The organism is Streptomyces toyocaensis, from assembly GCF_000725125.1.
GTDB classification, from domain to species: Bacteria; Actinomycetota; Actinomycetes; order Streptomycetales; family Streptomycetaceae; genus Streptomyces; species Streptomyces toyocaensis.
On record NZ_JFCB01000029.1, the window covers coordinates 17,825 to 41,741 of the forward strand.

General features: G+C 71.5%; 21 protein-coding genes. 11 read left to right on the forward strand and 10 right to left on the reverse strand.

All coding sequences use genetic code 11. The features are described from left to right. Positions 1 to 30 precede the first annotated feature (30 nt). Positions 31 to 459, forward strand: coding sequence for a CBS domain-containing protein (locus tag BU52_RS25720; protein WP_037938541.1), 429 nt, complete (start codon positions 31 to 33; stop codon positions 457 to 459). A gap of 45 nt (positions 460 to 504) precedes the next feature. On the opposite strand, the gene BU52_RS25725 is transcribed toward BU52_RS25720, so the two are convergent. The 3 genes from BU52_RS25725 to BU52_RS25735 form a co-directional block, all read right to left on the reverse strand. Then, on the reverse strand, positions 505 to 1,623 hold the full coding sequence (locus BU52_RS25725) for a magnesium and cobalt transport protein CorA (RefSeq protein ID WP_037938544.1): 1,119 nt from the start codon (positions 1,621 to 1,623) through the stop codon (positions 505 to 507). A gap of 161 nt (positions 1,624 to 1,784) precedes the next feature. Beyond that, positions 1,785 to 2,702, reverse strand: coding sequence for a carbohydrate kinase family protein (locus BU52_RS25730; protein ID WP_037938546.1), 918 nt, complete (start codon positions 2,700 to 2,702; stop codon positions 1,785 to 1,787). Positions 2,703 to 2,708: 6 nt separating this feature from the next. Continuing rightward, positions 2,709 to 3,620 carry a pseudouridine-5'-phosphate glycosidase gene (locus tag BU52_RS25735; protein WP_037938547.1) on the reverse strand — a complete coding sequence of 304 codons (912 nt, stop codon included), beginning with the start codon at positions 3,618 to 3,620 and terminating at the stop codon, positions 2,709 to 2,711. Between the two features lie 101 nt (positions 3,621 to 3,721). Between BU52_RS25735 and BU52_RS25740 the strand changes: the two genes are divergently transcribed. Then, the gene (locus BU52_RS25740) at positions 3,722 to 4,150 is read left to right on the forward strand and encodes a VOC family protein (protein ID WP_037938549.1); all 429 of its coding nucleotides are present in this window, start codon (positions 3,722 to 3,724) and stop codon (positions 4,148 to 4,150) included. Positions 4,151 to 4,174: 24 nt separating this feature from the next. Here BU52_RS25740 and BU52_RS25745 read toward each other — a convergent pair whose 3' ends face one another. Both BU52_RS25745 and BU52_RS25750 read right to left on the reverse strand, forming a co-directional pair. After that, a complete protein-coding gene (locus BU52_RS25745; RefSeq protein ID WP_037938552.1) occupies positions 4,175 to 4,750 on the reverse strand; it encodes a methylated-DNA--[protein]-cysteine S-methyltransferase in 576 nt (191 codons plus the stop codon). Positions 4,751 to 4,835: 85 nt separating this feature from the next. Beyond that, positions 4,836 to 5,708: a glycerophosphodiester phosphodiesterase gene (locus tag BU52_RS25750; RefSeq protein ID WP_037938554.1), complete on the reverse strand. Its 873-nt coding sequence runs from the start codon at positions 5,706 to 5,708 to the stop codon at positions 4,836 to 4,838. Between the two features lie 280 nt (positions 5,709 to 5,988). Between BU52_RS25750 and BU52_RS25755 the strand changes: the two genes are divergently transcribed. From BU52_RS25755 to BU52_RS25780, 6 genes are all read left to right on the forward strand, one after another. Next, the gene (locus tag BU52_RS25755; RefSeq protein WP_037938556.1) at positions 5,989 to 6,852 is read left to right on the forward strand and encodes an MHYT domain-containing protein; all 864 of its coding nucleotides are present in this window, start codon (positions 5,989 to 5,991) and stop codon (positions 6,850 to 6,852) included. 40 nt (positions 6,853 to 6,892) lie between these two features. Continuing rightward, positions 6,893 to 9,043 (forward strand): excinuclease ABC subunit UvrB, encoded by a 2,151-nt coding sequence (gene uvrB, locus BU52_RS25760; RefSeq protein WP_037938559.1) that lies wholly within the window; start codon positions 6,893 to 6,895, stop codon positions 9,041 to 9,043. A gap of 136 nt (positions 9,044 to 9,179) precedes the next feature. Then, a complete protein-coding gene (locus BU52_RS25765; RefSeq protein ID WP_037938564.1) occupies positions 9,180 to 9,758 on the forward strand; it encodes a TerD family protein in 579 nt (192 codons plus the stop codon). Positions 9,759 to 9,840: 82 nt separating this feature from the next. Further along, on the forward strand, positions 9,841 to 11,847 hold the full coding sequence (locus tag BU52_RS25770) for a TerD family protein (protein WP_037938567.1): 2,007 nt from the start codon (positions 9,841 to 9,843) through the stop codon (positions 11,845 to 11,847). Between the two features lie 284 nt (positions 11,848 to 12,131). After that, positions 12,132 to 13,133, forward strand: coding sequence for a TerC/Alx family metal homeostasis membrane protein (locus tag BU52_RS25775; RefSeq protein WP_037938570.1), 1,002 nt, complete (start codon positions 12,132 to 12,134; stop codon positions 13,131 to 13,133). A gap of 285 nt (positions 13,134 to 13,418) precedes the next feature. Next, complete coding sequence (locus BU52_RS25780; RefSeq protein ID WP_037938577.1) at positions 13,419 to 14,519, forward strand: calcium:proton antiporter; 1,101 nt, start codon at positions 13,419 to 13,421, stop codon at positions 14,517 to 14,519. Positions 14,520 to 14,539: 20 nt separating this feature from the next. On the opposite strand, the gene BU52_RS25785 is transcribed toward BU52_RS25780, so the two are convergent. Further along, on the reverse strand, positions 14,540 to 15,586 hold the full coding sequence (locus BU52_RS25785; RefSeq protein ID WP_037938581.1) for a S66 family peptidase: 1,047 nt from the start codon (positions 15,584 to 15,586) through the stop codon (positions 14,540 to 14,542). Positions 15,587 to 15,688: 102 nt separating this feature from the next. On the opposite strand from BU52_RS25785, the gene aroQ reads away from it, so the two are divergent. Continuing rightward, positions 15,689 to 16,162, forward strand: a complete 474-nt coding sequence (gene aroQ / locus BU52_RS25790; protein WP_037938583.1) for a type II 3-dehydroquinate dehydratase — start codon at positions 15,689 to 15,691, stop codon at positions 16,160 to 16,162. 46 nt (positions 16,163 to 16,208) lie between these two features. Here aroQ and BU52_RS25795 read toward each other — a convergent pair whose 3' ends face one another. After that, on the reverse strand, positions 16,209 to 16,865 hold the full coding sequence (locus BU52_RS25795; protein WP_037938586.1) for an MBL fold metallo-hydrolase: 657 nt from the start codon (positions 16,863 to 16,865) through the stop codon (positions 16,209 to 16,211). 74 nt (positions 16,866 to 16,939) lie between these two features. After that, the gene (locus BU52_RS25800) at positions 16,940 to 17,629 is read right to left on the reverse strand and encodes a maleylpyruvate isomerase family mycothiol-dependent enzyme (protein WP_037938587.1); all 690 of its coding nucleotides are present in this window, start codon (positions 17,627 to 17,629) and stop codon (positions 16,940 to 16,942) included. A gap of 223 nt (positions 17,630 to 17,852) precedes the next feature. Between BU52_RS25800 and uvrA the strand changes: the two genes are divergently transcribed. Continuing rightward, positions 17,853 to 20,867: an excinuclease ABC subunit UvrA gene (uvrA, locus tag BU52_RS25805; protein WP_037938589.1), complete on the forward strand. Its 3,015-nt coding sequence runs from the start codon at positions 17,853 to 17,855 to the stop codon at positions 20,865 to 20,867. A gap of 78 nt (positions 20,868 to 20,945) precedes the next feature. Here uvrA and BU52_RS25810 read toward each other — a convergent pair whose 3' ends face one another. Beyond that, positions 20,946 to 21,863, reverse strand: coding sequence for a carbohydrate kinase family protein (locus tag BU52_RS25810; protein ID WP_037938592.1), 918 nt, complete (start codon positions 21,861 to 21,863; stop codon positions 20,946 to 20,948). Between the two features lie 51 nt (positions 21,864 to 21,914). Further along, positions 21,915 to 22,967 (reverse strand): LacI family DNA-binding transcriptional regulator, encoded by a 1,053-nt coding sequence (locus BU52_RS25815; protein ID WP_037938595.1) that lies wholly within the window; start codon positions 22,965 to 22,967, stop codon positions 21,915 to 21,917. 528 nt (positions 22,968 to 23,495) lie between these two features. On the opposite strand from BU52_RS25815, the gene BU52_RS25820 reads away from it, so the two are divergent. After that, complete coding sequence (locus BU52_RS25820; RefSeq protein ID WP_037938597.1) at positions 23,496 to 23,915, forward strand: Rieske (2Fe-2S) protein; 420 nt, start codon at positions 23,496 to 23,498, stop codon at positions 23,913 to 23,915. Positions 23,916 to 23,917: the final 2 nt, after the last annotated feature.

Below are 23,917 nucleotides of genomic sequence, written 5' to 3' on the forward strand. Positions count from 1 at the left end.
CGCCGGCCGTCCGGCACCGGGAGGCAGACCATGACCACCGCCGGAGACATCATGCACCGCGGCGCCCAGTGGATCCCCGCGCACGAAACCCTCGACCGCGCCGCCCAGTTGATGCGCGAGCTGAACGTCGGCGCCCTGCCCATCAGCGACGAGAACGAGCGGCTCTGCGGCATCCTCACCGACCGCGACATCGTCGTCGGCTGCGTCGCCATGGGTCACGACCCCGCCCGGGTCACCGCCGGTGAGATGGCCAAGGGCACCCCGCGCTGGATCGAGGCGGACGCCGGCGTCGACGAGGTGCTGCACGAGATGCGGTCCCACCAGATCCGCAGGCTGCCCGTCATCGACGGCAAACGCCTGGTCGGCATGATCAGCGAGGCCGACCTCGCCCGGCACCTGACGGAGGACCAGATGGCCGCCTGGGCCGAGAGCGTCTACGCCAGGTCCACCACGGGCTGAGCCCGCCCGCTGCGCCGCGGGGACCGTGGTGCGCGCGGGTCCGCGTCAGAGCCAGTGGCTGCGCCGGAACGCCCGGTACAGCAGCAGACACGCCACGGATATCACTCCGACGACCATGCCGTAGCCGTACCGCCAGTGCAGCTCCGGCATGTGGTCGAAATTCATGCCGTACATCCCGCACACCATCGTCGGCACCGCCACGATCGCCGCCCAGGCGGTGATTTTGCGCATGTCCTCGTTCTGCGCGACCGTGACCTGGGCGAGGTGCGCCTGGAGGATCGAGTTGATCAGCTCGTCGAAGGCCGCTATCTGCTCCTTCGCCCGCAGCAGGTGATCGGAGACGTCACGGAAGTACGCCTGTGTCTCCGGGGCGACGACCCGGATCGGTCGTGTCGCCAGTTCCTCCAGCGGCCGGCCGAGCGGCACCACCGCCCGCTTCAACTCGAGGAGTTCCCGCTTGAGCTGGTAGATGCGGCCCGGATCGACCCGCGCGCCGTGCTCCGCGAACACGTCCGTCTCGATCTGGTCGATGTCGTCCTGGACGGAGTCGATGACGGTGAGGTAGTCGTCGACCACGTGGTCCGCGACCGCGTGCAGCACCGTGGAAGGCCCCTGGGCGAGCCGCGCGGGCTCGTCCTCGAGCCCCTCACGCAGCGGTCCCAGCGAACCGTGCCGTCCGTGCCGCACGGTGACCACGAAGTCTCCTCCGAGGAACACCATGATCTCCCCGGTGTCCACCACCTCGCTGTTGGCGGTGAGTTCCTCGTGCTCCACGTAGCAGACCGTCTTGAACACGGCGAACAGCGTCTCCCCGTACCGCTCCAGTTTGGGCCGCTGGTGGGCCTCGACAGCGTCCTCGACCGCCAGCGGGTGCAGGTCGAACAGCTCGGCGATGCCGGCAAACTCCCGGTCGTTCGGCTCGTGCAGCCCCAGCCAGACGAACCCCTCCCCGTCCCTGCGGACCCGCTTGACGGCCTCCACCAGGTCACCGCGCGCGGAGACGCGGTGACCGTCCCGGTACGTCACGCAGTTCACCACCGAGGAGCCCAGCGGTGAACGGACCGGATGACTGAGGTCCACGCGAGGACGCCGCCGGGCCAGACGGGCCACCCGGCGCAGCCCGCCGAGACGCGTGACCTTCCGCAGATTCCCTGCCATGGACATGTGGCCCCCTTGCGTGTTCCCCCGTGCCGTTCCGGCTTCCCGTGTCCGGCTCGTCAGTCTGCCAGTCCTCGGCGCACCGCGTGCGAGGCTGTGCGCAGGAGTCGTTCCGCTTTGTTCCCGCCTGTGGACAAAGGGAGTTCGCCCGGTGAAGGGCCCGCCCCTCAGGCGCCTGCCGGCGGGCGTCCCCCTGTCCGTCCCACCGCCTGCGCGCCCGCCCGGCAGCCCTCCTTCGCCGCCTGCTCCGGGCCGGCGCCCGCGAGCAGAGCCGCGAGGAACGCGCCGGTGAAGGCGTCACCGGCGCCGGTGGTGTCGCGAGCCGTCGCCGGCACGGCGGGCACCCGGGCGCACACCTCGCCGGACCGCGCGATCAGCGCCCCCTCCGCGCCCCGCTTGACCACCACCAGCGGGACGCGGCGGCTCAGCCGTGCCGCGGCGTCCGCGGCGTCGGACGTCCCCGTCAGCAGGCAGGCCTCGTCACGACTGGGCAGCAGCACGTCCATGCCGTCGACGAGGGCCGGGAAACGGTCGACGCCCAGCGTGCCGAGGAACCCCGCCGACGCGGGATCCAGACTCACCGGAACCCCCCGCGCACGTGCCGCCTCCAGCGCCACCGCGACGAAGGCACGGCTCGCCTCGGCGAACAGCAGGTAGCCCGACAGATGCAGCCATGCCACCCCGTCCAGCAACGCGTCCGACCAGTCGCCGGGGCCGAGCCGCAGTGACGCGCCGCTGTCGGTGAGGAAGGTCCGCTCGGCCGCCGCGTCCCCGTCGACCAGGCAGATCACCGTGCCCGTCGGCACCCGGCCGTCCACGAGGAGCAGGGGGCGGACCCCGCAGGCGGTCAGTTCCCGCTCGTGCCACGCCGCGGTGTCCGCGCCCACCCGCCCGACGAGCCGGACCTCGGCGCCCTCCCGGCGCGCGGCCCAGCAGGCCACATTGGCACCCGCGCCGCCCGGTACCGTCCGGATCACGGCCGCCGTGTCCGTCCCCGGGGCGAGCGGCCCCCGGTGCCGGGCCACCACGTCCGTGATCACGTCACCGACGACCAGCAACGCCCCCACCCGCACGGGCTCCGGCACTCCCCGTCACTCCCCGGCGGCCCAGGCGGACGCGACGCGGGCCGCCAGGCGCACATTGCCCCGGACCGCGGCCAGGTTCGCGGCGAGGGAGGCGCCGTCGGTGTGGCGGACCAGATGGTCGAGCAGGAACGGGGTGACCCCCTGGCCTGTCACCCCCTCCGCCGCACAGGCCCTCAGTGCCTCGTCGAGCACCCGCGCGTGCACCCCGGGATCCAACTGCTCGTCCTCGGCCACGGGATGGGCGACGATCAGCGCCGACTCGGGTCCGCCGAGCGCGTCCTGCGCCCGCATCACCTGCGCCACCTGCTCCGGGGTGTCCAGCCGCCAGTCCACGGGATGTCCCGAGTCCGAGAGGTAGAAGCCCGGAAAACGGTCCGTGCCGTATCCGGCGACGGCCACGCCCAGTGTCTCCAGCCTCTGCAGGGTCGCGGGCACGTCGAGGATCGACTTCACCCCCGCGCACACCACGGTGATCCGTGTGCGCGCCAAGAGGCCCAGGTCGGCCGACTCGTCCTGGGTCACCGTCCACTCCCGGTGCACCCCGCCCAGTCCTCCGGTGGCGAACACCCGTATGCCCGCGAGCGCCGCGAGCAGGGCCGTGGCCGACACCGTGGTCGCCCCGCTCGCCCCGGCCGCCGCCACGAGCGGCAGATCACGGTGACCCAGCTTGCGGATGCCCTCCCCGCTCCCGATCCGCTCCAGTTGCTCCTCGTCCAGGCCGATCCGGGGCCGTCCGTCCAGGACGGCGATCGTGGCCGGGACCGCGCCCTCCTGCCGTACGGCCGCCTCCAGCTCCAGCGCCACCCGGAGATTGCGCGGACGGGGCAGCCCGTGCGCGATGATCGTGGACTCCAGGGCGACCACCGGCCGGCCCGCGGCGATCGCCTCCCGCACCTCTTCGGACACCATGGGCACCACGCGTCTGCCTCCCGTCTGCCGCCTCTCCTTCATCTCTGGCGGGCCGCGCCCCGGGCCAAACCCCCTTGCGGGCCGTCGCGCGGATCACGGAGGCTGGCGGCATGACGGACAACACGACTCGGCTCGACCACATCGTCCTGTGGGTGCGTGACCCCCTCGCCAGCGCCGGTTTCTACGAGAAGGCCGTGGGCCTGGAGCCCGTCAGGCTCGCCGACTTCTCCGCGGGCGAGGCCCCCTTCCCCTCGGTGCGCGTCAACGAGGAGACCATCCTCGATCTCATGCCGTCGGCCATGGCGGAACGCATGACGATGCTCCCCGGCGCCGCCGAGAGCTCCGGACACCCCGTGAACCATGTCTGCGTCTCTCTGCCGGCCGACGGTTTCGACGCACTCCGCGGCCGCCTCGAGAGGCAGTCCGTTCCGGTGACGGACGTCTCGCACAACTCCTTCGGCGCGCGCGGCCTGGCCAAGCGCAGCTTCTACTTCCGCGACCCGGACGGCAACGTGTTCGAGGCGCGGCACTACGACTGACCCGGGACCCGAGGCGTGCCCGGGTCAGAACAACGGCTCGGGCAGCACCCCCTCCAGGGTGAGCAGCCGCCGCTTCGTCTCCGGGCCACCCCCGAAACCGCCGATGCCGCCGCCGCTCTCCACGACCCGGTGACACGGCACCACCACGGGCAGGGGATTGGCACCCATCGCCGTCCCGACGGCCTGCGCCGCGCCCGGCCGGCCCACCCGTCCGGCCAGGTCGCCGTACCCGACGACCGCGCCGAACGGCACCCCGGCGGCCAGCTCCCGCAGCACCTCCCGGTTGAAGCCCGCTATCAGCGACCAGTCCAGCGGCAGGTCGAAGGACCGCCGCTCGCCGGCGAAGTACGCCTCCATCTGTCGTATCGCCTCGGCCAGCAGCGGACCGCCATACTCCCCGGACCGTCCGGTTCCCAGCTCGACCGGTGCGGCGCCGAGCCGGGAACCGAGCCGCTCCAGCGCGATGTCGCGCACCTCGGCCGTGGCGTGGAACACGACGTTGACCAGCCCCCGGCGGGTCGCGGCCAGCAGCAGCGGGCCGATTCCGGTGTCCATGACGGCCCACACGACCCGCTGTTCGTCCTGCCCATGGCTGTCCATGCGACCCACCGTACGGCCCGGCACCGACAACGCCGGGTGGGCGCCGGCGGCCGGAAGGGCTACTCGGCCGCCGGCCGCGCGGGCGTCAGCCGCCGACGGCGTCCCGCACCACGTCGGGCGTGTTGGTGATGATCCCGTCGACGCCGAAGCCGGCGACCCGCCGTGCCGCGGCCGCGTCGTTCACGGTCCAGGTGAACACCTCCATGCGCTTGCCGTGCGGGCCCCGGAAGCCCTGCACGGCGGCGACGTAGGCGGCGGAGAGCGAGCCGTGCGAGGGATTGATCTGGTCGCTGAAGCCGGAGTAGGCGGGCAGGTCCGCGACCGGTGGCGTCCCGAGGAACCCGGTCTTCACCGCGGGCTTGAGGTCATGGACCGTCCGTACGCTGTCCGCACTGAAGCTCTGCACGATCAGCCGGTGCTTCACGTGCCGGCGGTCGAGCCACCCCTCGTTGCTCAGGACCTTCAGGGTCTCCCGTTCTATGCCCGGGTAGAGCTGGGGATTTTTGATCTCCAGGAGCAGCTTCTGGTGGTACCGCTCCACACGGTGCACGAACTGCTCCAGTGTCGGAACGCGCGCGCCCGCGTACGCCGGGTCGAACCAGCTGCCCGCGTCCAGCCGGGCGATCTCCGCGGCCGTGAAGTCCTTCACCTTCCAGGGGGCCCGGTCGGGAAAGACCTCCTCCACGTCGGTGGTGCGCTGCAGGCTGTCGTCGTGCAGGACGACGAGTTCGCCGTCCTTGGTGCGCTGGACGTCGTTCTCCACCCAGTCGACACCGAGGGCGGCCGCCTTGTCGACGGCCGCGAGCGTGTTCTCGGGCGCGTACGCGGAGGCGCCCCGGTGAGCGACGATCACGGGGCGGGCGCCGTCGTCGGCGGCCCGTGCGGGGGAGAGAGGGAGCAGGAGGGCGGCCGTCCCCAGGAGCGCGGTGGTCGAGGCGGCAACAGCGCGTGCGTGCATGCGTACTCCTCGCGTCGAACGTTCACGGTCAGCTCAACTGTGACAGCAGAGGGTCAACGCGAGGCGGGTGCAGGATGGCCACGGATTGAACGCAGTTGCCCGAACTCCGCACACTGGTGGCACACACCTGGGGCAAGGACGTGTTTCTTTGCCGGAAAGTCGTTCGACCATTCCGGTGGGGGTCATACTCTCTGCGTCAACCCTGGCCGCCCTCGCGGTCCCGGGAGGGGGACCAGAACGGAACATTGCGGGACGTACAGGGCGGGAAGGGCAGCCGCGCATGCAGGGCACGGTCGACGGATTCAGCTACGGCCTGGTCACACCGCTGGTGGCCTTTCTCATGGCCTGTCTCGGCGGAGCCCTGGGCCTGCGCTGCGTCACCCGGTCCCGAACGGCGCCCCGGGTGTGGCGCCCCGGCTGGCTGGCCCTGGGTTCCGTGGCCATCGGCTCCGGGATCTGGACCATGCACTTCATCGGCATGATGGGCTTCACGATCGAGGGCACCCCGATCCACTACGACCGGGCCCTGACCTTCGCGAGTCTGGCCGTGGGCATCGTCATGGTGGGCACGGGGATCTTCATCGTGGGATACCGGGGCGCCTCGGGAACGGCCCTGTTCACCGGGGGCACCGTCACCGGCCTCGGCGTCGCATCGATGCACTACCTCGGCATGGCCGGCATGAGCCTTGACGGCCGGCTGGAGTACAACACCGTCGTCGTCGCCGTCTCCGTGGCCATAGCCATGGCCGCCGCCACCGCCGCCCTGTGGGCGGCCGGACAGGTGAGGGGCTTCCTGTGGAGCGTGGGCGCGAGTCTCGTCATGGGTCTCGCGGTCACCGGCATGCACTACACCGGCATGGCCGCACTCGACGTACACGTCCACGGCACGACCACCCCGGCCGCGGGGGAGGCCGCGGCCAGCCTGCTGGGCCCCCTGATGGTCGGTCCGCTCGCCTTCCTCGTCCTCGCGGGCATCGTGGTGGCCTTCGACCCGCTGCTGGTCACGGGCGGATCCGGCGCGCCCCCTGCCGAGCGCAAGCCCGGCATCCCCGCCCACTCCCCGGCCCACCACCGCCCGACGCGTTCGCGGCTGCGCCTGCGCGGCCCGGTGGAACACCGTTCCGGGACCCCGCAGCGACGCTGATCCGGACCCGTTGTCAGTGGGGGGTCGTACGGTGGATGGCATGCGGCCCGTTTCCCAGATCGAACGCACGGTGGCGCCCTTCGAGGTCGTCAGCCCCTACCAGCCGAGCGGCGACCAGCCCGCGGCCATCGCCGACCTCGCCCGGCGCATCGAAGCAGGCGAGAAGGACGTCGTCCTGCTCGGCGCGACCGGTACCGGCAAGTCCGCCACCACCGCGTGGATGATCGAGAAGCTCCAGCGCCCCACCCTGGTGATGGCGCCGAACAAGACCCTGGCCGCACAGCTGGCCAACGAGTTCCGCGAGCTGCTGCCGAACAACGCGGTCGAGTACTTCGTCTCGTACTACGACTACTACCAGCCCGAGGCGTACGTTCCCCAGTCGGACACCTACATCGAGAAGGACTCCTCCATCAACGAGGAGGTCGAACGACTGCGCCACTCGGCGACCAACTCGCTGCTCACCCGCCGCGACGTCGTCGTGGTCGCCTCCGTCTCCTGCATCTACGGCCTGGGCACGCCGCAGGAGTACGTGGACCGCATGGTCCCCCTCCGCGTCGGCGACGAGCACGACCGCGACGAGCTGCTGCGCCGCTTCGTGGACATCCAGTACACGCGCAACGACATGGCCTTCACCCGCGGCACCTTCCGGGTCCGCGGCGACACCGTCGAGATCTTCCCGGTCTACGAGGAGCTGGCCGTCCGCATCGAGATGTTCGGCGACGAGATCGAGGCGCTGTCCACCCTCCACCCGCTCACGGGCGAGATCATCAGCGACGACCAGCAGCTGTACGTCTTCCCCGCCTCCCACTACGTCGCTGGCCCCGAGCGGCTGGAGCGCGCGGTCAACGACATCGAGAAGGAGCTCGGCGAGCGCCTGTCCGAGCTGGAGAACCAGGGCAAGCTCCTGGAGGCCCAGCGGCTGCGCATGCGGACCGCGTACGACATCGAGATGCTCCGCCAGATCGGCTCCTGCTCCGGTGTGGAGAACTACTCGATGCACTTCGACGGCCGCTCACCGGGCTCGCCGCCGAACACCCTGCTGGACTACTTCCCGGACGACTTCCTCCTCGTCATCGACGAGTCGCACGTCACCGTCCCCCAGATCGGTGCCATGTACGAGGGCGACGCCTCCCGGAAGCGCACCCTCGTCGACCACGGCTTCCGGCTGCCCTCCGCCCTGGACAACCGACCGCTGAAGTGGGAGGAGTTCCAGGAGCGCGTCGGCCAGACCGTCTATCTGTCGGCCACCCCCGGACAGTACGAGCTCTCCCGCTCGGACGGCTTCGTCGAGCAGATCATCCGCCCCACCGGCCTCGTCGACCCCGAGGTCGTGGTCAAGCCCACCGAGGGCCAGATCGACGACCTGGTCCACGAGATCCGCGCGCGCGTGGAGAAGGACGAACGCGTCCTGGTCACCACGCTCACCAAGAAGATGGCCGAGGACCTCACCGACTACTTCCTCGAACTGGGCATCCAGGTGCGCTACCTGCACAGCGACGTCGACACCCTGCGTCGCGTCGAACTGCTGCGGGAGCTGCGCAGCGGCGAGTACGACGTCCTCGTCGGCATCAACCTGCTGCGCGAGGGCCTCGACCTCCCCGAGGTGTCCCTGGTGGCCATCCTCGACGCCGACAAGGAGGGCTTCCTGCGCTCGGGCACCTCCCTGATCCAGACCATCGGCCGCGCGGCGCGCAACGTCTCCGGACAGGTCCACATGTACGCCGACAAGATGACCCCGGCGATGGAGAAGGCCATCGACGAGACCAACCGCCGCCGGGAGAAGCAGATCGCGTACAACCGGGCGAACGGCATCGACCCGCAGCCCCTGCGCAAGAAGATCAACGACATCGTCGCGCAGATCGCCCGCGAGGACATCGACACCGAGCAACTCCTCGGCTCGGGCTACCGCCAGGCCAAGAAGGACGGCGGCGGCACCAAGGCGCCCGTGCCCTCCCTCGGGAACAAGGCCGCCAAGGGCGCGACGAAAGCCAGGGGTGCCAGGGGCAAGGCCGCCGCGACCGCGCCGACCGACCGTCCCGCCGCCGAACTCGCCGGGCAGATCGAGGAACTCACCGCGCGCATGCGCGCCGCCGCCGCCGACCTGCAGTTCGAGATCGCCGCCCGGCTGCGCGACGAGGTGTCGGAGATGAAGAAGGAACTGCGGCAGATGCAGGAGGCCGGCCTGTCCTGACGGCCGCGTACGGGATGTGTTGCAAGAACGCCACAAAGTGCGGACCGGAGTACGTCACTGTCAGTGCCCCTGCGTAGGGTTCTGGTCAACCGCGGTTCCGCGGCAACAGGGGACAGTTCGAGAGGGGAATCAGCGCGTGACCGTCAACATGACCAAGGGTCAGGCCATCAGTCTGCAGAAGAACGACGGCGGCAGCCTGACCGCGGTGCGCATGGGTCTCGGCTGGCAGGCGGCTCCCCGTCGCGGCCTGTTCGGCTCGCGCACCCGGGAGATCGACCTGGACGCCTCGGCCGTCCTGTTCGCCGACAAGCAGCCGGTCGACGTCGTCTTCTTCCGCCACCTCGTGAGCGACGACGGCTCCGTGCGCCACACCGGTGACAACCTCGTCGGCGGTGTCGGCCAGGGCGGCGACGACGAGGCCATCCTCGTCGACCTGTCGCGCGTCCCCGTCCACATCGACCAGATCGTCTTCACCGTGAACTCCTTCACGGGCCAGACCTTCCAGGAGGTGCAGAACGCCTTCTGCCGCCTCGTCGACGAGACCAACGGCCAGGAACTCGCGCGCTACACGCTGGCCGGCGGCGGCGCCTACACGGCCCAGATCATGGCCAAGGTGCACCGCAACGGCACGGGCTGGACGATGACGGCGCTCGGCAACCCGGCCAACGGCCGCACCTTCCAGGACCTGATGCCGGCGATCCTGCCGGTCCTCTAGGCACCCGAAGGGCTCACCGGCCCCTCGCCGGGCCGGTGAGCGGCACACGATCCATCACATGCGACACAGGGGGACGAAGGCGATGACGGCCGAGCTGGTGCGGGGACAGAACCACCCGCTCTCCCAGTCCCGTCTGGAGATCCGGATCTCCGCCGGCACGCCGGTCGTGGCCGCGGCCGCGCTCGGCGACGAGAACGGCCGGATCCACGGGACGGACTGGGTGGCCCACCCGGGCGCCCCCACCCGGCCCGGGCTGGAGGTGTCGCGTCAGGCGGCCGCCGACCACCGTCTCGCCGTCGACCTGGACGCCATGACGGACGCGGTCCACCGCGTCAGCGTGCTGCTCTCCCTGCCCGCCCCCGGCGGCGTTCCGGGGCCCGCCCGGTTCGGCGCCGTGGCGGCCCCCTTCGTCGCCGTCACCGGGCTGGACGGCGACGAGGTCGCCAGTTACACCATCACGGGCCTGGAGGCCGAGTCGGCCGTCGTCGCGCTGGAGCTCTACCGGAGGCAGGGCGCCTGGAAAGTGCGCGCAGTCGGCCAGGGCTACGCGGGCGGTCTGACGGAACTCCTCACCGACCAGGGCCTGCCCGAGGCCGTGCAGCTCGCGGGCAGCATCGACGAGGCGATCGCGACGGGCCTCGCCCGTTCCGTGCAGGCACCCCCGCCCCGCACCCCCGACGGGGACCGTTCGCGACAGGCGGCCGCCCCCGCGGTCGGCCCCGACCAGGGCGGCGCCGTACCCCAGGGCGCGCCCGGCCCGGTGCCGCCGTCGTACGGCGGGCAGCCGGCCGGCGGGCCCGGGCAGGGCGGACCCCAGCCGGCGTACGGCGCGACCGGCGCCGCGGAACCGTCGGCGACCGCCGGCGGCCCGGTCGACTACAGCCACCCCCGCCGGCAGACCTCCGCTCCGCCGCCACCGCCGCCGGCCGCGCCGCAGGCCCCGCCCGGCCAGCCCGCGCAGCCCGTGGCCGGGGACGCGACCGGCTGGTCCATGGAGGAGCGCCTCTACAACCAGGTCTGGGGCATGTTCGAGGACCTGGCCCGCACCACCGCCGCCTACCGCAGCGCCGTCGACTTCGCCGAGTCGCGCATGGACAAGGAGCTCGAGCAGGCCCTGTCCGACCCGCGCAACCGGATCGGCGGTCAGGGCGACGCCGCCCGCGAGAGCGCCCGGGCCCGGCACGCCCAGCTCGTCGGCCGGGCGCGGGAGTCCCTCGACCGGGACCTCGCCCAGCTCGTGGCCGAGGCCGAGGTCGTCGAGCCCGCACTGCCCCCCGCCTTCGCCCGCTGGGACAACCCCGCCTGGCACGCGTACCGGGTGCCGATGGAGATACCCATGGCGCTCCGCCTGGGCGACCTGCGCCTCCCCGAGGCCGAACGGATCCGCATCCCGATGCTGCTCCGGCTGCCGCTGGAGCGCGGTCTGTGGATCGACAGCGGGCGCGCCGACTCCGTGGACGGGTCGTTCACCGACTCGCACGACATGCGGCGCCTCGCCATGGAGGCGGCGGTGGCGCACGCGGCCCGGCTGCTGGCCGTCTATCCGGCCGGCGAGTTCACCGTGCACGTCGTCGATCCGGCCGGGTCCGGCACGCAGGCGCTGGCACCCCTGACGCAGACCGGCGTACTGGCGGTCCCGCCCGCACAGGGGGCGGCGGGCGTGACGGAGGTGCTGGGCCGGCTCACCCAGCGGGTCGACCTGGTGCAGATGGCCCTGCGCGGAGGCGCCCCGGACGCGCTGCCGCCCGGATTCGACACCTCCCAGCACCTGCTGATCGTCAACGACTTCCCGCACGGTTTCGACGACCGGGCGGTGAACCAGTTGCGCTACCTCGCCGACGAGGGTCCGTCGGTCGGCGTCCACCTGATGATGGTCGCCGACCGTGAGGAGTCCGGGGGCTACGGCCCGCTCCTCGACCCGCTGTGGCGCTCGCTGCTGCGGCTGACCCCCGTGCCCGACGACCATCTGGCCGACCCGTGGGTGGGGCACGCCTGGACGTACGAGCCACCGCTGGTGCCGCCGGGCAGCCAGGTTCTCCACCAGGTGCTCACCCAGGTCGCAGCGGCCCGCCGTGCCTGGAACAGGTGACCTCGCGGCCTTTGATCAAGCCCATGCAAAGCCCCCGTGAGCTGGGTCTTTGTGAGTTTCTTTACTTGAGCCTTTACCAATCCTTGGTGATTCGGTACTGTTGACCGCACGGAGGGGAGTACTCCCTGTCTGTGCGGCGACCCCGTCAATACGGATCAGGCCAGATCCCGGGGCGTCGGCCCGAAGGACCGTCCGGCGCGATCGAGCGCCGGAGGCCCGGGTGGAAGAGACCTCCGGCAGCGACGACGCTGACATTTGCCCTGTGACGTACTGCCGGAGGCGCAGTGGATGTTTCCTTGACCCTGTGGGTCCTGACGATCGTGGGCCTGTGCGCCCTCATCGCGGTCGACTTCTTCATCGGCCGCAAGCCGCATGACGTGTCCGTCAAAGAGGCCGGAATCTGGACCATCGTCTGGATCGTCCTGGCCGCCCTCTTCGGGCTCGGTCTGCTGGTCTGGGGCGGGGGACAGCCCGCGGGCGAGTTCTTCGCCGGCTACATCACCGAGAAGTCGCTGAGCGTCGACAACCTCTTCGTCTTCGTCCTGATCATGGCGAAGTTCGCGGTTCCGTCGCAGTACCAGCAGCGGGTGCTCCTCGTCGGTGTGCTCATCGCCCTGGTGCTGCGCGCGATCTTCATCGCCGCCGGCGCCGCCATCATCGCCAGCTTCTCGTGGGTGTTCTACCTCTTCGGCGCCTTCCTGATCTGGACCGCCTGGAAGCTCATCCAGGAGGCCCGGGCCGACGAGGAGGACGAGGAGTTCGAGGAGAACAAGCTGCTGAAGGCTGCCGAGCGCCGCTTCGGTGTGGCCGACCGGTACCACGGCACCAAGCTCTGGATAGAGCAGAACGGCAAGCGGGTCATGACCCCGATGCTGGTCGTCATGCTCGCCATCGGCACCACGGACGTCCTGTTCGCGCTCGACTCGATCCCCGCGATCTTCGGCCTGACGCAGGACCCGTACATCGTGTTCACGGCGAACGCGTTCGCGCTGATGGGCCTCAGGCAGCTGTACTTCCTCATCGGCGGACTGCTGAGGAAGCTGGTGCACCTTTCCTACGGGCTGTCGATCATCCTCGGCTTCATCGGCGTGAAGCTCGTGCTGCACGCACTGCACGAGTCCGGGGTGCACGTGCCGGAGATCAGCATCCCCGTCTCGCTGGGCGTGATCTGCTCGGTCCTGGTCGTCACCACGATCACCAGCCTCCGCGCCTCCCGCAAGCAGGCACAGGCCGCGGCGGCCGGGGAGCGGGAGGACACCCCCACGAAGAACAGCATCGACGTCTGACCCTGTCGGACAGGGAAACACGGGCACCGGGAACGGAGGGCAGCACAACGCCGGCCACCGCTCCCGGTGCCCTCCTGCTCCCACCCGCGCCGCCCGCCGGCGCCGACCGTGTCCGACTCGTACGAGGAGGCCATGCATGGCACTGATGACCCCGAGACGATCAGGAGGGCGCAGCGGAGGGACCCGCCGTGCGGCGGTGACACCTCTCGTGCCCGCCACGGTCGGCCGTCGGGCGCAGGACCCCGGCGAAGTGCGACGCCCCGTCCCGTCCGGGACAATCGCACCATGATCGCTCGGCTCAGGCCGCTCGCGGCGCAGTGGACGACCGTGGTGCCCGCCCTCGCCGTGATGCTGCTGGTGCTGACGTGGGGGCGGGACCTGCCCGGCTGGCTCGTCGTGGTGGTGACCCTGGTGCTCGCGGGGTCCGTGCTGGCGGCCGTGCACCATGCCGAAGTCGTCGCGCACCGGGTCGGTGAGCCCTTCGGCTCCCTGGTCCTCGCCGTCGCCGTCACCGTCATCGAGGTGGCGCTGATCGTCACGCTGATGATCGACGGCGGGGACAAGAGCGCGACGCTCGCCAGGGACACCGTGTTCGCGGCCGTGATGATCACCGTCAACGGAATTCTCGGACTGAGCCTGCTGGTCGGCTCGCTGCGTCACGGCACCGCCGTCTTCAACTCCGAGGGCACCGGAGCGGCCCTCGCCACGGTGGCCACCCTGGCGACCCTCAGCCTGGTCCTGCCGACGTTCACCACGAGCAAGCCGGGCCCGGAGTTCTCCACCGTGCAACTCTCGTTCGCGGCGGTCTCCTCGCTGATCCTCTACGCCCTGTTCGTCGCCACCCAGACCGTCAGACATCGCGACTACTTCCTGCCGGTGAGCAAGCAGGGCGAGGCGCCCGCGCCGGACGAGCACGCCCCGGCGCCGTCCACCCGCACCGCCGTGACCAGCCTGGGTCTGCTGGGCCTGGCCCTGGTCGGAGTGGTCGGCCTGGCCAAAGGGGTCTCGCCCACGATCGAGTCCGGAGTGGAGAGCGCGGGGCTGCCCCACTCCGTCGTCGGTGTGATCATCGCCCTGCTGGTTCTCCTCCCGGAGACCATCGCCGCGGTGCGCTCCGCGCGCCGCGACCAGGTGCAGACCAGCATGAACCTCGCCCTCGGCTCGGCGATGGCCAGCATCGGCCTGACCATCCCCGCCGTCGCGCTGGCCTCCCTGTGGCTCCCCGGCCCCCTCGTCCTCGGCCTCGGCAACACCCATATGGTGCTGCTCGCCCTGACCATGGTCGTGGGCGCGCTGACCGTGGTGCCCGGCCGGGCCACGCCGCTTCAGGGCGGTGTGCACCTGGTGCTGCTCGCCGCCTACCTGGAGCTGGCGGTCAATCCGTAGGACGGCGGTTCCGCCCGGCTTCAGTAGGTGACGGTGATGCGCCGGGCGGGCCCGTCGACACGGACCAGGCCCCCGTAGGGGATCACCACATGCGGATCGGTGTGCCCGAGGTCCACGTCGAAGACGACGACGGCCTCGGGCGCGTAGGCCCGCATCGCCCGCGTCACGGCCTCACGCTGCTCGGTGGCGTAGGCCGCGGCCTCCTCCGGCGTGTGCGGCCGCTCGAAGGACCACGTCTTCGGACGGCCCATCAGGAGCGCCGAGAAACGTCCGAGCAGTCCCCGCTCACCCATGTTCCGCAGGGTGCGGAAGACCTCCTCCCCGCTCGGCAGCTCCTCCGAGGTCTCCAGGAACAGCACGCCGCCGTCGTACTCGGACAGGTCCCGCGCGACGCCGCGGCCGGCCATCAGCATCCAGCCGACGATCTCCAGGCACCCGCCCCAGGTGCGGCCCTCGACCAGGCGGTCGGCGTTCAGCCAGGTCCAGCCAGTCCCCGGCCGCGTCTCCGGCTCCGCGTCGAACGTCGCCGGATCGGCCCAGTCACGGTCCATGTCACGCCACCGTTCGGCCGGACGCAGTTCGTACTCGCCCGGGGTGAACAAAGCGGCCCGCAGGGACTCGGCGGTCTGCGGATGCATCGCCCCGGGGCGGCCCAGCTCGACCATCACGGTCCCCCCGTGGAACCCGACGATCCCGCTCTCGCGGAGAAGGGCGAGGAGGTTGGTGTTGTCGCTCATCCCGAAGAACGGCTTCGGGTTGGCGCGGATCAACTCCCGGTCCAGCAGGGGCACCACGGTGATCTGGTCGTCACCGCCGATCGACGCGAAGACCGCCTTGACGTCCGGGTCGGCGAAGGCGGCGTGGAGGTCGTCGGCACGCTGCCGCGGTGTCGCGCCCATCGTGCGCGTCGCCGGGTACTCGACCGGCTCCAGCCCGTACTCCTCGCGCAGCCGTCGCAGCCCCAGCTCGTAGGGGAGCGGGAGGAGTCCTGGCAGACCCGAGGAGGGGGAGAGCACGGCGACGCGGTCACCCGGGGAGGGCTTGGGAGGGTACGAGAGTGTCGTCATGGCGGGAGGTTAGGGCCCAACGGCCGTGCGCCGCACCGTGATAAACCGGGGGCGAGCAGCGGTTCCGGCGGGAACCGCCCCACCCGACCGACCGGAGGAACCGTGCCCCGCACGCTGGCCAGCGCCCCGATCATGATCCTCAACGGCCCCAACCTGAACCTGCTCGGGCAGCGCCAGCCGGAGATCTACGGCTCGGACACGCTCACCGACGTGGAGGCGCTGTGCGCCGGGGCGGCGGCCGCGCGGGGCGGCACGGTGGACCTGCGGCAGTCCAACCACGAGGGCGAGCTGGTGGACTGGATCCACGAGGCCCGGCTCAACCACTGCGGGATCGTCATCAACCCGGGCGCCTACTCGCACACCTCCGTCGCGATCCTGGACGCCCTCAACGCCTGTGACGGCCTGCCCGTGATCGAGGTCCACATCTCCAACATCCACCGGCGCGAGTCCTTCCGGCACCACTCCTACGTCTCCCTGCGCGCCGACGGGGTCATCGCGGGGTGCGGGGTGCAGGGCTACGTGTTCGCGGTGGAGCGGATCGCGGCACTGGCCGGCCCGGGACTGACCGAGGCGTGAGCCCCGGGCGATCGGACCGGCCCCGACCACGGGCCCGCCCGCGCCGTCACCAGCCCCGCGCGTGCCACTCCGGCAGGTGCGGGCGCTCCGCGCCCAGGGTGGTGTCGTTGCCGTGGCCGGGGTAGACCCAGGTCTCGTCCGGCAGCACGCCGAAGATCTTGGTCTCTACGTCGTGGATCAGACTGGCGAACGCCTCCGGATCCTTGTGGGTGTTCCCCAGACCGCCCGGGAACAGACAGTCCCCGGTGAACACGTGCGGATGCCCGTGGGGGTCGTCGTAGACGAGGGCGATCGAGCCGGGGGTGTGGCCGACCAGATGGCGGGCGGTGAGCTCCACCCGTCCCACGCGGATGACGTCGCCGTCGTCGACCAGCACGTCCGTCGGCACCGGGATGCCCTCGGCGTCGTCCCGGCCCGCGTGGGTGCGGGCGCCGGTGGCCGCCACGACCTCGGCGAGGGCCTGCCAGTGGTCGCCGTGCCGGTGGGTGGTGACGACGGACGCGATGCCGTCGTCACCGATCGTGCCCAGCAGGGTCTTTGCGTCGTTGGCCGCGTCGATCAGCACCTGCTCGTCGGTGGACCGGCAGCGCAGCAGGTAGGCGTTGTTGTCCATGGGACCGACCGCGACCTTGGTGATCATCAGGTCCTTGAGTTCGTGCACGTCGGCTGGGCCGCCGACCGTCACCCGACCGCTGTACGTCATGGCCGTCAGCCTATCGCCGGAACCCGCGCCGGTCGTCCCGGCACCGGGCCCCGGTGTCGGGGCGCCCCGGCGTCCTACAGCGGGGGAAGCGACGGGAGGCCGCCGCCCTTCACCGCCAGGCCGGAGCCGTCCCGGCGGCCGGCGAGCCAGCCGAGCAGTTGGGCGGGCGTCCCCTCGACCGCGACCGGGCCGCCGTCCGCCCCGCCGCCGGTCGTCCACGTCCTGCCGTCCACGGTGGTCAGGGTGGTCGCCGGGACGTTCCGGTGACCGGCGAACCTCGCCGCGAGGAAGTCGATCTCCCGCTCCGTGAAGCCCGCCGGCAGGTCCTCCAGCTCGTAGCCGATCCCGAGGTCCACGTGGTGCAGCTCCACCTCGACCCAGCGCCGGAACGGCACCCGCTCCGCCCGGTCGGTGACACCGTTGCGCAGCTCCACCGTGCGCGACCAGTCCGCCGGTGCCGCGCCCACCGCGCGGAAGCGCTCCGCGCTCTCCCGCAGGTCGGCGAGGTGGGCGTCGAGGGGGCGCGGGGCTCCCCGCTCGATGTCGGCGTCCCGGGCCTCGCCCGAGACGTACATGGGACGGCCCTCCAGGACGTTCACCAGGGCGTCGGCATTACGGGCCAGGTGGGCCAGGACATGACCGCGGGACCAGCCGGGCAGGCGTGACGACTGGGTCACAGCCGCGTTGTCCAGGGCACCGACCGCGGTGAGCAGCCGCTCGGTGGCGGCGTGTACAGACGCCAGGTCATCAGCGTGATCAATCATGGTGCTGACCCTAGTCCCGTCACACCTTCGGGTGAAGGCAGTGAACCGGCACGCTAAATCGAATGCACGTGCTATAAGGTCGGGTGCGGCGTCGGGCATGCTGGAGAGCCGGGGATTGTTGACAACCCGTGAACCCGAACCGGCGTTGTCAGTGGCTCCCCCTAGTCTGAGGAAGACGGGGGCCCCGCCCCTGTCACTTCTCTCAAGAAAGGTGCGGACCGGCGTGGCCGACCGTCTCATCGTCCGTGGAGCGCGCGAGCACAACCTCAAGAACGTCTCGCTCGATCTCCCGCGCGACTCGCTCATCGTCTTCACGGGCCTGTCGGGGTCGGGCAAGTCCTCGCTGGCCTTCGACACGATCTTCGCCGAGGGGCAGCGGCGCTACGTCGAGTCGCTCTCCTCGTACGCCCGGCAGTTCCTGGGCCAGATGGACAAGCCGGACGTCGACTTCATCGAGGGGCTGTCCCCGGCGGTCTCCATCGACCAGAAGTCGACCTCGCGCAACCCGCGCTCGACGGTCGGCACCATCACCGAGGTCTACGACTACCTGCGTCTGCTCTTCGCGCGCATCGGCAAGCCGCACTGTCCCGAGTGCGGCCGCCCGATCTCCCGCCAGTCGCCGCAGGCGATCGTCGACAAGGTCCTGCAACTGCCCGAGGGCAGCCGCTTCCAGGTGCTCTCCCCGCTGGTGCGCGAGCGCAAGGGCGAGTTCGTCGACCTCTTCGCCGACCTCCAGACCAAGGGCTACTCCCGCGCGCGGGTGGACGGCGAGACGGTCCAGCTCTCCCAGCCGCCCACGCTGAAGAAGCAGGAGAAGCACACCATCGAGGTGGTCGTCGACCGCCTCACGGTCAAGGACAGCGCCAAGCGCCGCCTCACCGACTCCGTGGAGACCGCCCTCGGACTCTCCGGCGGCATGGTCGTGCTCGACTTCGTCGACCTCCCCGAGGACGACCCCGAGCGCGAGCGCATGTACTCCGAGCACCTGTACTGCCCGTACGACGACCTGTCCTTCGAGGAGCTGGAGCCCCGCTCCTTCTCCTTCAACTCGCCCTTCGGCGCCTGCCCCGAGTGCACCGGCATCGGCACGCGCATGGAGGTCGACCCCGAGCTGATCGTCCCCGACCCGGACAAGAGCCTCGACGAGGGCGCCATCCACCCGTGGTCGCACGGCCACACCAGGGACTACTTCGACCGCCTGATCGGCGCCCTCGCGGACGCGCTGGGATTCCGTACGGACATCCCGTTCGCGGGGCTGCCGCTGCGGGCCAGGAAGGCCCTGCTGCACGGCCACAAGACACAGGTCGAGGTGCGGTACCGCAACCGCTACGGACGCGAGCGCCGGTACACGACGGCGTTCGAGGGCGCCGTCCCCTTCGTCAAGCGCCGGCACAGCGAGGCCGAGAGCGACGCCAGCCGGGAGCGCTTCGAGGGCTACATGCGCGAGGTGCCCTGCCCCACCTGTGAGGGCACCCGGCTCAAGCCGGTCGTCCTCGCCGTCACGGTCATGGGCAAGTCGATCGCCGAGGTCTCCGGCATGTCCATCAGCGACTGCGCGGACTTCCTGGGCGAGCTGAAGCTCACCGCGCGCGACAAGAAGATCGCCGAGCGCGTGCTCAAGGAGGTCAACGAGCGGCTGCGGTTCCTGGTCGACGTCGGCCTGGACTACCTCTCGCTCAACCGCGCCGCGGGCACCCTCTCCGGCGGCGAGGCCCAGCGCATCCGCCTCGCCACCCAGATCGGCTCCGGACTCGTCGGCGTGCTCTACGTCCTCGACGAACCGTCCATCGGCCTGCACCAGCGCGACAACCACCGCCTCATCGAGACGCTGGTCCGGCTGCGCGACATGGGCAACACGCTCATCGTCGTCGAGCACGACGAGGACACCATCAAGGTCGCCGACTGGATCGTCGACATCGGCCCCGGCGCCGGCGAGCACGGCGGCAAGGTCGTCCACAGCGGCTCCCTGAAGGAGCTGCTGGCGAACGCGGAGTCGCAGACCGGCCAGTACCTGGCCGGCAAGAAGGCCATCCCGCTGCCCGTTGTCCGCCGCCCGCACGACCCCTCGCGCCGGCTCACGGTGCACGGTGCCCGCGAGAACAACCTGCAGGACATCGACGTCTCCTTCCCGCTGGGCGTGTTCACCGCGGTCACCGGTGTGTCGGGCTCCGGCAAGTCCACGCTGGTCAACGACATCCTCTACACCCACCTGGCGCGCGAGCTGAACGGAGCCCGCAGCGTCCCCGGCCGGCACACGCGTGTGGAGGGCGACGACCTCGTCGACAAGGTCGTCCACGTCGACCAGTCGCCCATCGGCCGCACCCCGCGCTCCAACCCGGCGACGTACACGGGTGTCTTCGACCACGTGCGCAAGCTGTTCGCCGAGACGACGGAGGCGAAGGTCCGCGGCTACCTGCCGGGCCGCTTCTCCTTCAACGTCAAGGGCGGCCGCTGCGAGAACTGCGCGGGCGACGGCACGATCAAGATCGAGATGAACTTCCTCCCGGACGTGTACGTTCCGTGCGAGGTCTGCCACGGCGCCCGCTACAACCGGGAGACCCTGGAGGTCCACTACAAGGGCAAGTCCATCGCCGACGTGCTGAACATGCCGATCGAAGAGGCCATGCACTTCTTCGAGGCGGTCCCGTCGATCTCGCGCCACCTCAGGACGCTCAACGACGTCGGCCTCGGCTACGTCCGCCTCGGGCAGTCCGCGACCACCCTGTCCGGCGGCGAGGCACAGCGCGTGAAACTCGCCAGCGAGCTGCAGAAGCGCTCCACCGGCCGCACGGTCTACGTGCTGGACGAGCCCACCACCGGTCTGCACTTCGAGGACATCAGCAAGCTGCTGACGGTGCTGTCCGGCCTGGTGGACAAGGGCAACACGGTCATCGTCATCGAGCACAACCTCGACGTGATCAAGACCGCCGACTGGGTCGTCGACATGGGCCCCGAGGGCGGGTCCGGCGGCGGGCTGGTCGTCGCGGAGGGCACGCCCGAGCAGGTGGCGGGTGTTCCGGCCAGCCACACCGGCAAGTTCCTGCGGGAGATCCTCAGCGCCGAGCGGATCAGCGACGCCACCGAGGTCCGGGCCCCGCGCAAGACCGCCGCGAAGAAGACGGCCGCCGCGACGTCCGCCACCCGGAAGACGGCGACCAGGACCGTCGCCGGTGCCGCCGCCAAGAAGACGGCCACCAAGGCCGCCGCGAAGAGGACGACGCGCGCCACCAAGTCCTGACCTGCGAAGCCCGCACGCACGCGCCGTGCCGCCGGGGCCCACGCCCCGCGCGGCACGGCGCGTGCGGGCGGGCGGGCGTCACGGGGTCCCCGGCTCCAGCTCGTGCGCGTACGGCGGTTCCGCACCTGCCCGGGAGCAGGTGACCGCCGCCGCGCGTGCCGCGAATCCGAGCGCCCCCTTCCAGCCCTCCGCTCCCAGTGCGGTCACGCCCTCCTCGCTGAGCGCGTCCCGGGCCGCCAGGCCGTGCAGCAGCGCCGCGTTCACCGTGTCGCCGGCGCCGATCGTGTCCACCACCCGCACCCGCTCACCCGGCACCGAGTACTCCTCGCCCTCGCGGGTGAACACGGTCAGCCCGTCACCGCCCCGGGTCACCACGACCGCCGCCGGACCGGCCGCCAGCCAGTCCCGCGGTGTTCCGCCGAGCCACCGGGCGTCCTCCTCCGACAGTTTCAGCAGCGACACCGACGGCAGCCAGTGCCTGAACCGGGCCCGGTAGGCGTCGGGATCCGGGATCAAGCCCGCCCGCACATTGGGGTCCAGTGCCGTGAAGACGCCCCGCGCGGAGGCGGTGCGCATCAGCTCCTCGTAGGCGCTCGCACCCGGCTCCAGCACGAGCGAGCAGGTTCCGAAGGAGACCGCGCGGGTGCCGGCGGGCAATACCGAGGGAGCCGTGAAGAGCCGGTCGGCCGTCCCTTCCACGTAGAAGGAGTAGGCCGCCGAGCCGTCGCTGCCCACGGTGGCCACGGCGAGCGTCGTCGGCTCGTCGCCACGCTGCACGGCCGTCACGTCCACCCCGGTCTCCCGCAGCCGGTCCAGCAGCGCCTCACCGAAGGCGTCGCGGGACACCCGGGAGCAGAAGGCGACGGGGGAGCCGAGGCGGCCCAGTGCCACCGCCGTGTTGAAGGGACCGCCGCCGAGGGCGGGCGTCAGCGCCGCGAGCGCGCCCGCGCCCCGCGGTACCAGGTCGATCAGTGCCTCACCGGCTACGACGATCACGAGAGGGGTCCTTTCTCGGGGACTCGGGGGCTCGGGGGACGCTCGGTGGTGCTACGGCAGGTCGGGGCGTGCGGGCCGTCGCGGTTCCTCCGGGCAGCCGCAGGAGTTCCGGTGCACGAAGGCACACGGAAGCCGTTCGGTCCGGGCCGGGCGGTCCGGGTGGGCGAGGCGGTCCAGGAGCACCCGCACGGCACGGGCCCCGATGTCCCTGCTGGGCTGGGCGACGGCCGTCAGGCGGGGTGAGAACAGGTCCGCCCAGGCGAAGTCGTCGAAGCAGCACAGGGCGATGTCCCCGGGAACGGACAGCCCGTGGGTCCGCAGGGCCCGCGGCGCGCCGATCGTCATGGCGTTGTCGGCGGTGACCAGCGCGGTGGGACGCGAACCGAGGGTCAGCAGGCCGGCAGTGGCCCGTTCCGCCCCCGCCGGCGAGGAGCCGCCGTGCACCAGGATCCGCTCGTCGTACGGCAGGCCGGCGGCCGCCAGCCCGTGCCGGTAGCCGGTGATCCGCTCGGTGGTCGTGCTGAGCCCGGGCAGCCCGGCGACCAGGGCGATGCGGCGGTGGCCGAGAGCGGCGAGGTGGGTGACCAGGTGGGCCGTCGGTTCGGCGCTCTGGGCGCCGACCTGGTCGAAGCGCGGTGCGTCGCCGGCTTCGGACGCGTCGACCAGCCGGTCCAGGAACACGGCCGGCACCCGGTGGCGCCCGAGGTGGGCGAGGAGCTCCCGCGGTCGTGCGGAGGGCGCGACGATCATGCCGTCCACACGGCGCTCGTGCAGCAGCTGCGCGACCTTGCGTTCGTGCACCGGGTCGTCGTGCGGATCGGCGATCAGGAGGCTGTAGCCGTGCTCCAGGGCCGCGGCCTCGACGCCCCGCAGGATCTCCGTGAAGTACGGGTTGCTGATCGCCGACACCGCGAGGCCGATCGACCGCGTCCGGGAGGTCACCAAGGAGCGGGCGAGGGTGTTGGGGGTGCAGCCGAGCTCCTCCACGGCGTCGAGGACCGCCTGACGGGTGTGCGGCAGTACCGGCCGGGTGCCGTTCAGTACGTGCGAGACGGTCGCGACGGAGACGTCGGCGCTGCGTGCGACGTCCGCCATGGTCGCCATCGTGCGGTCTCCTCCGGTGCGCTCGTGGGCCGGGTGGGGACCGTATCCCACCCGGTGTGGACGTAAAGGTTTGCGCAAGCGTTTACGCGCGTCGGGCGGACCCGGGGATGTGCGCGCAGCCCGGCGCTCGTGGGGTGCCTCCCGCACTCTCGGCTGCGCGCGGGCGGGAGGTGCCCCCATCACCCGCCCGTGCCGGCCTGCGGCACGACTGCCCGCGGGAACGGCGGGAAGGCGGGAAGGGCGGGAACGGCGGGAACGAGGCGAGCGGCGGGAGCGGCCTGAGCGGCCTGAGTCGCAAGAGCGGCGCCGAGTGGAAGAGCGGCGCAGTGGCCGGAGTGGCGAAGCCCGGCGGGATCAGCGGGAGGGGCGGCGTCGGCGCTGCGCCGGGACCCGCGCTCCCGGGGTTGCCGTCGCGCCCGCCCGTGCCGCTCCGGAACGCTGGGTTCCGACCCGGGCGGAGTCGGGGCGGCCGCCCCCGGTATCGTCCCGCGTGACCCCCGTCCGCGCCGTCCCGCCAGTGGAGCCCTCATGCCCGCCCGACCCGCCGCGAGCCGCCGTACCGTCCTGCGGGGCGCGGCCCTCACCCCCGTCGCAGGACTGGGCCTCACCGCGTGCCAGGGCGGCGACGACAGGTCCGCGCCGCTGGCCGGACCCGTCGAGCTCGGCCCCGAGAGCGAGGTCGCCGAGGGCGGCGCGAAGCTGTACCGGGACCACAACGTGGTGGTCAGCCGGGGCGGCGACGGCACCCTCAAGGCGTACAACACCGTCTGCACGCACGCGGGCTGCCCGATCAACAAGCTGGACGGGACGAAGCTGATCTGCCCCTGCCACGGCAGCGAGTTCGACGTCACCACCGGCAAGGTGCTGCGCGAGCCGGCCGTGGCCCCCCTGAAGCCGCTGACCGTCGAGGTGGAGAACGGCACGATGGTGGCGCGGCCGCAGACCTGACC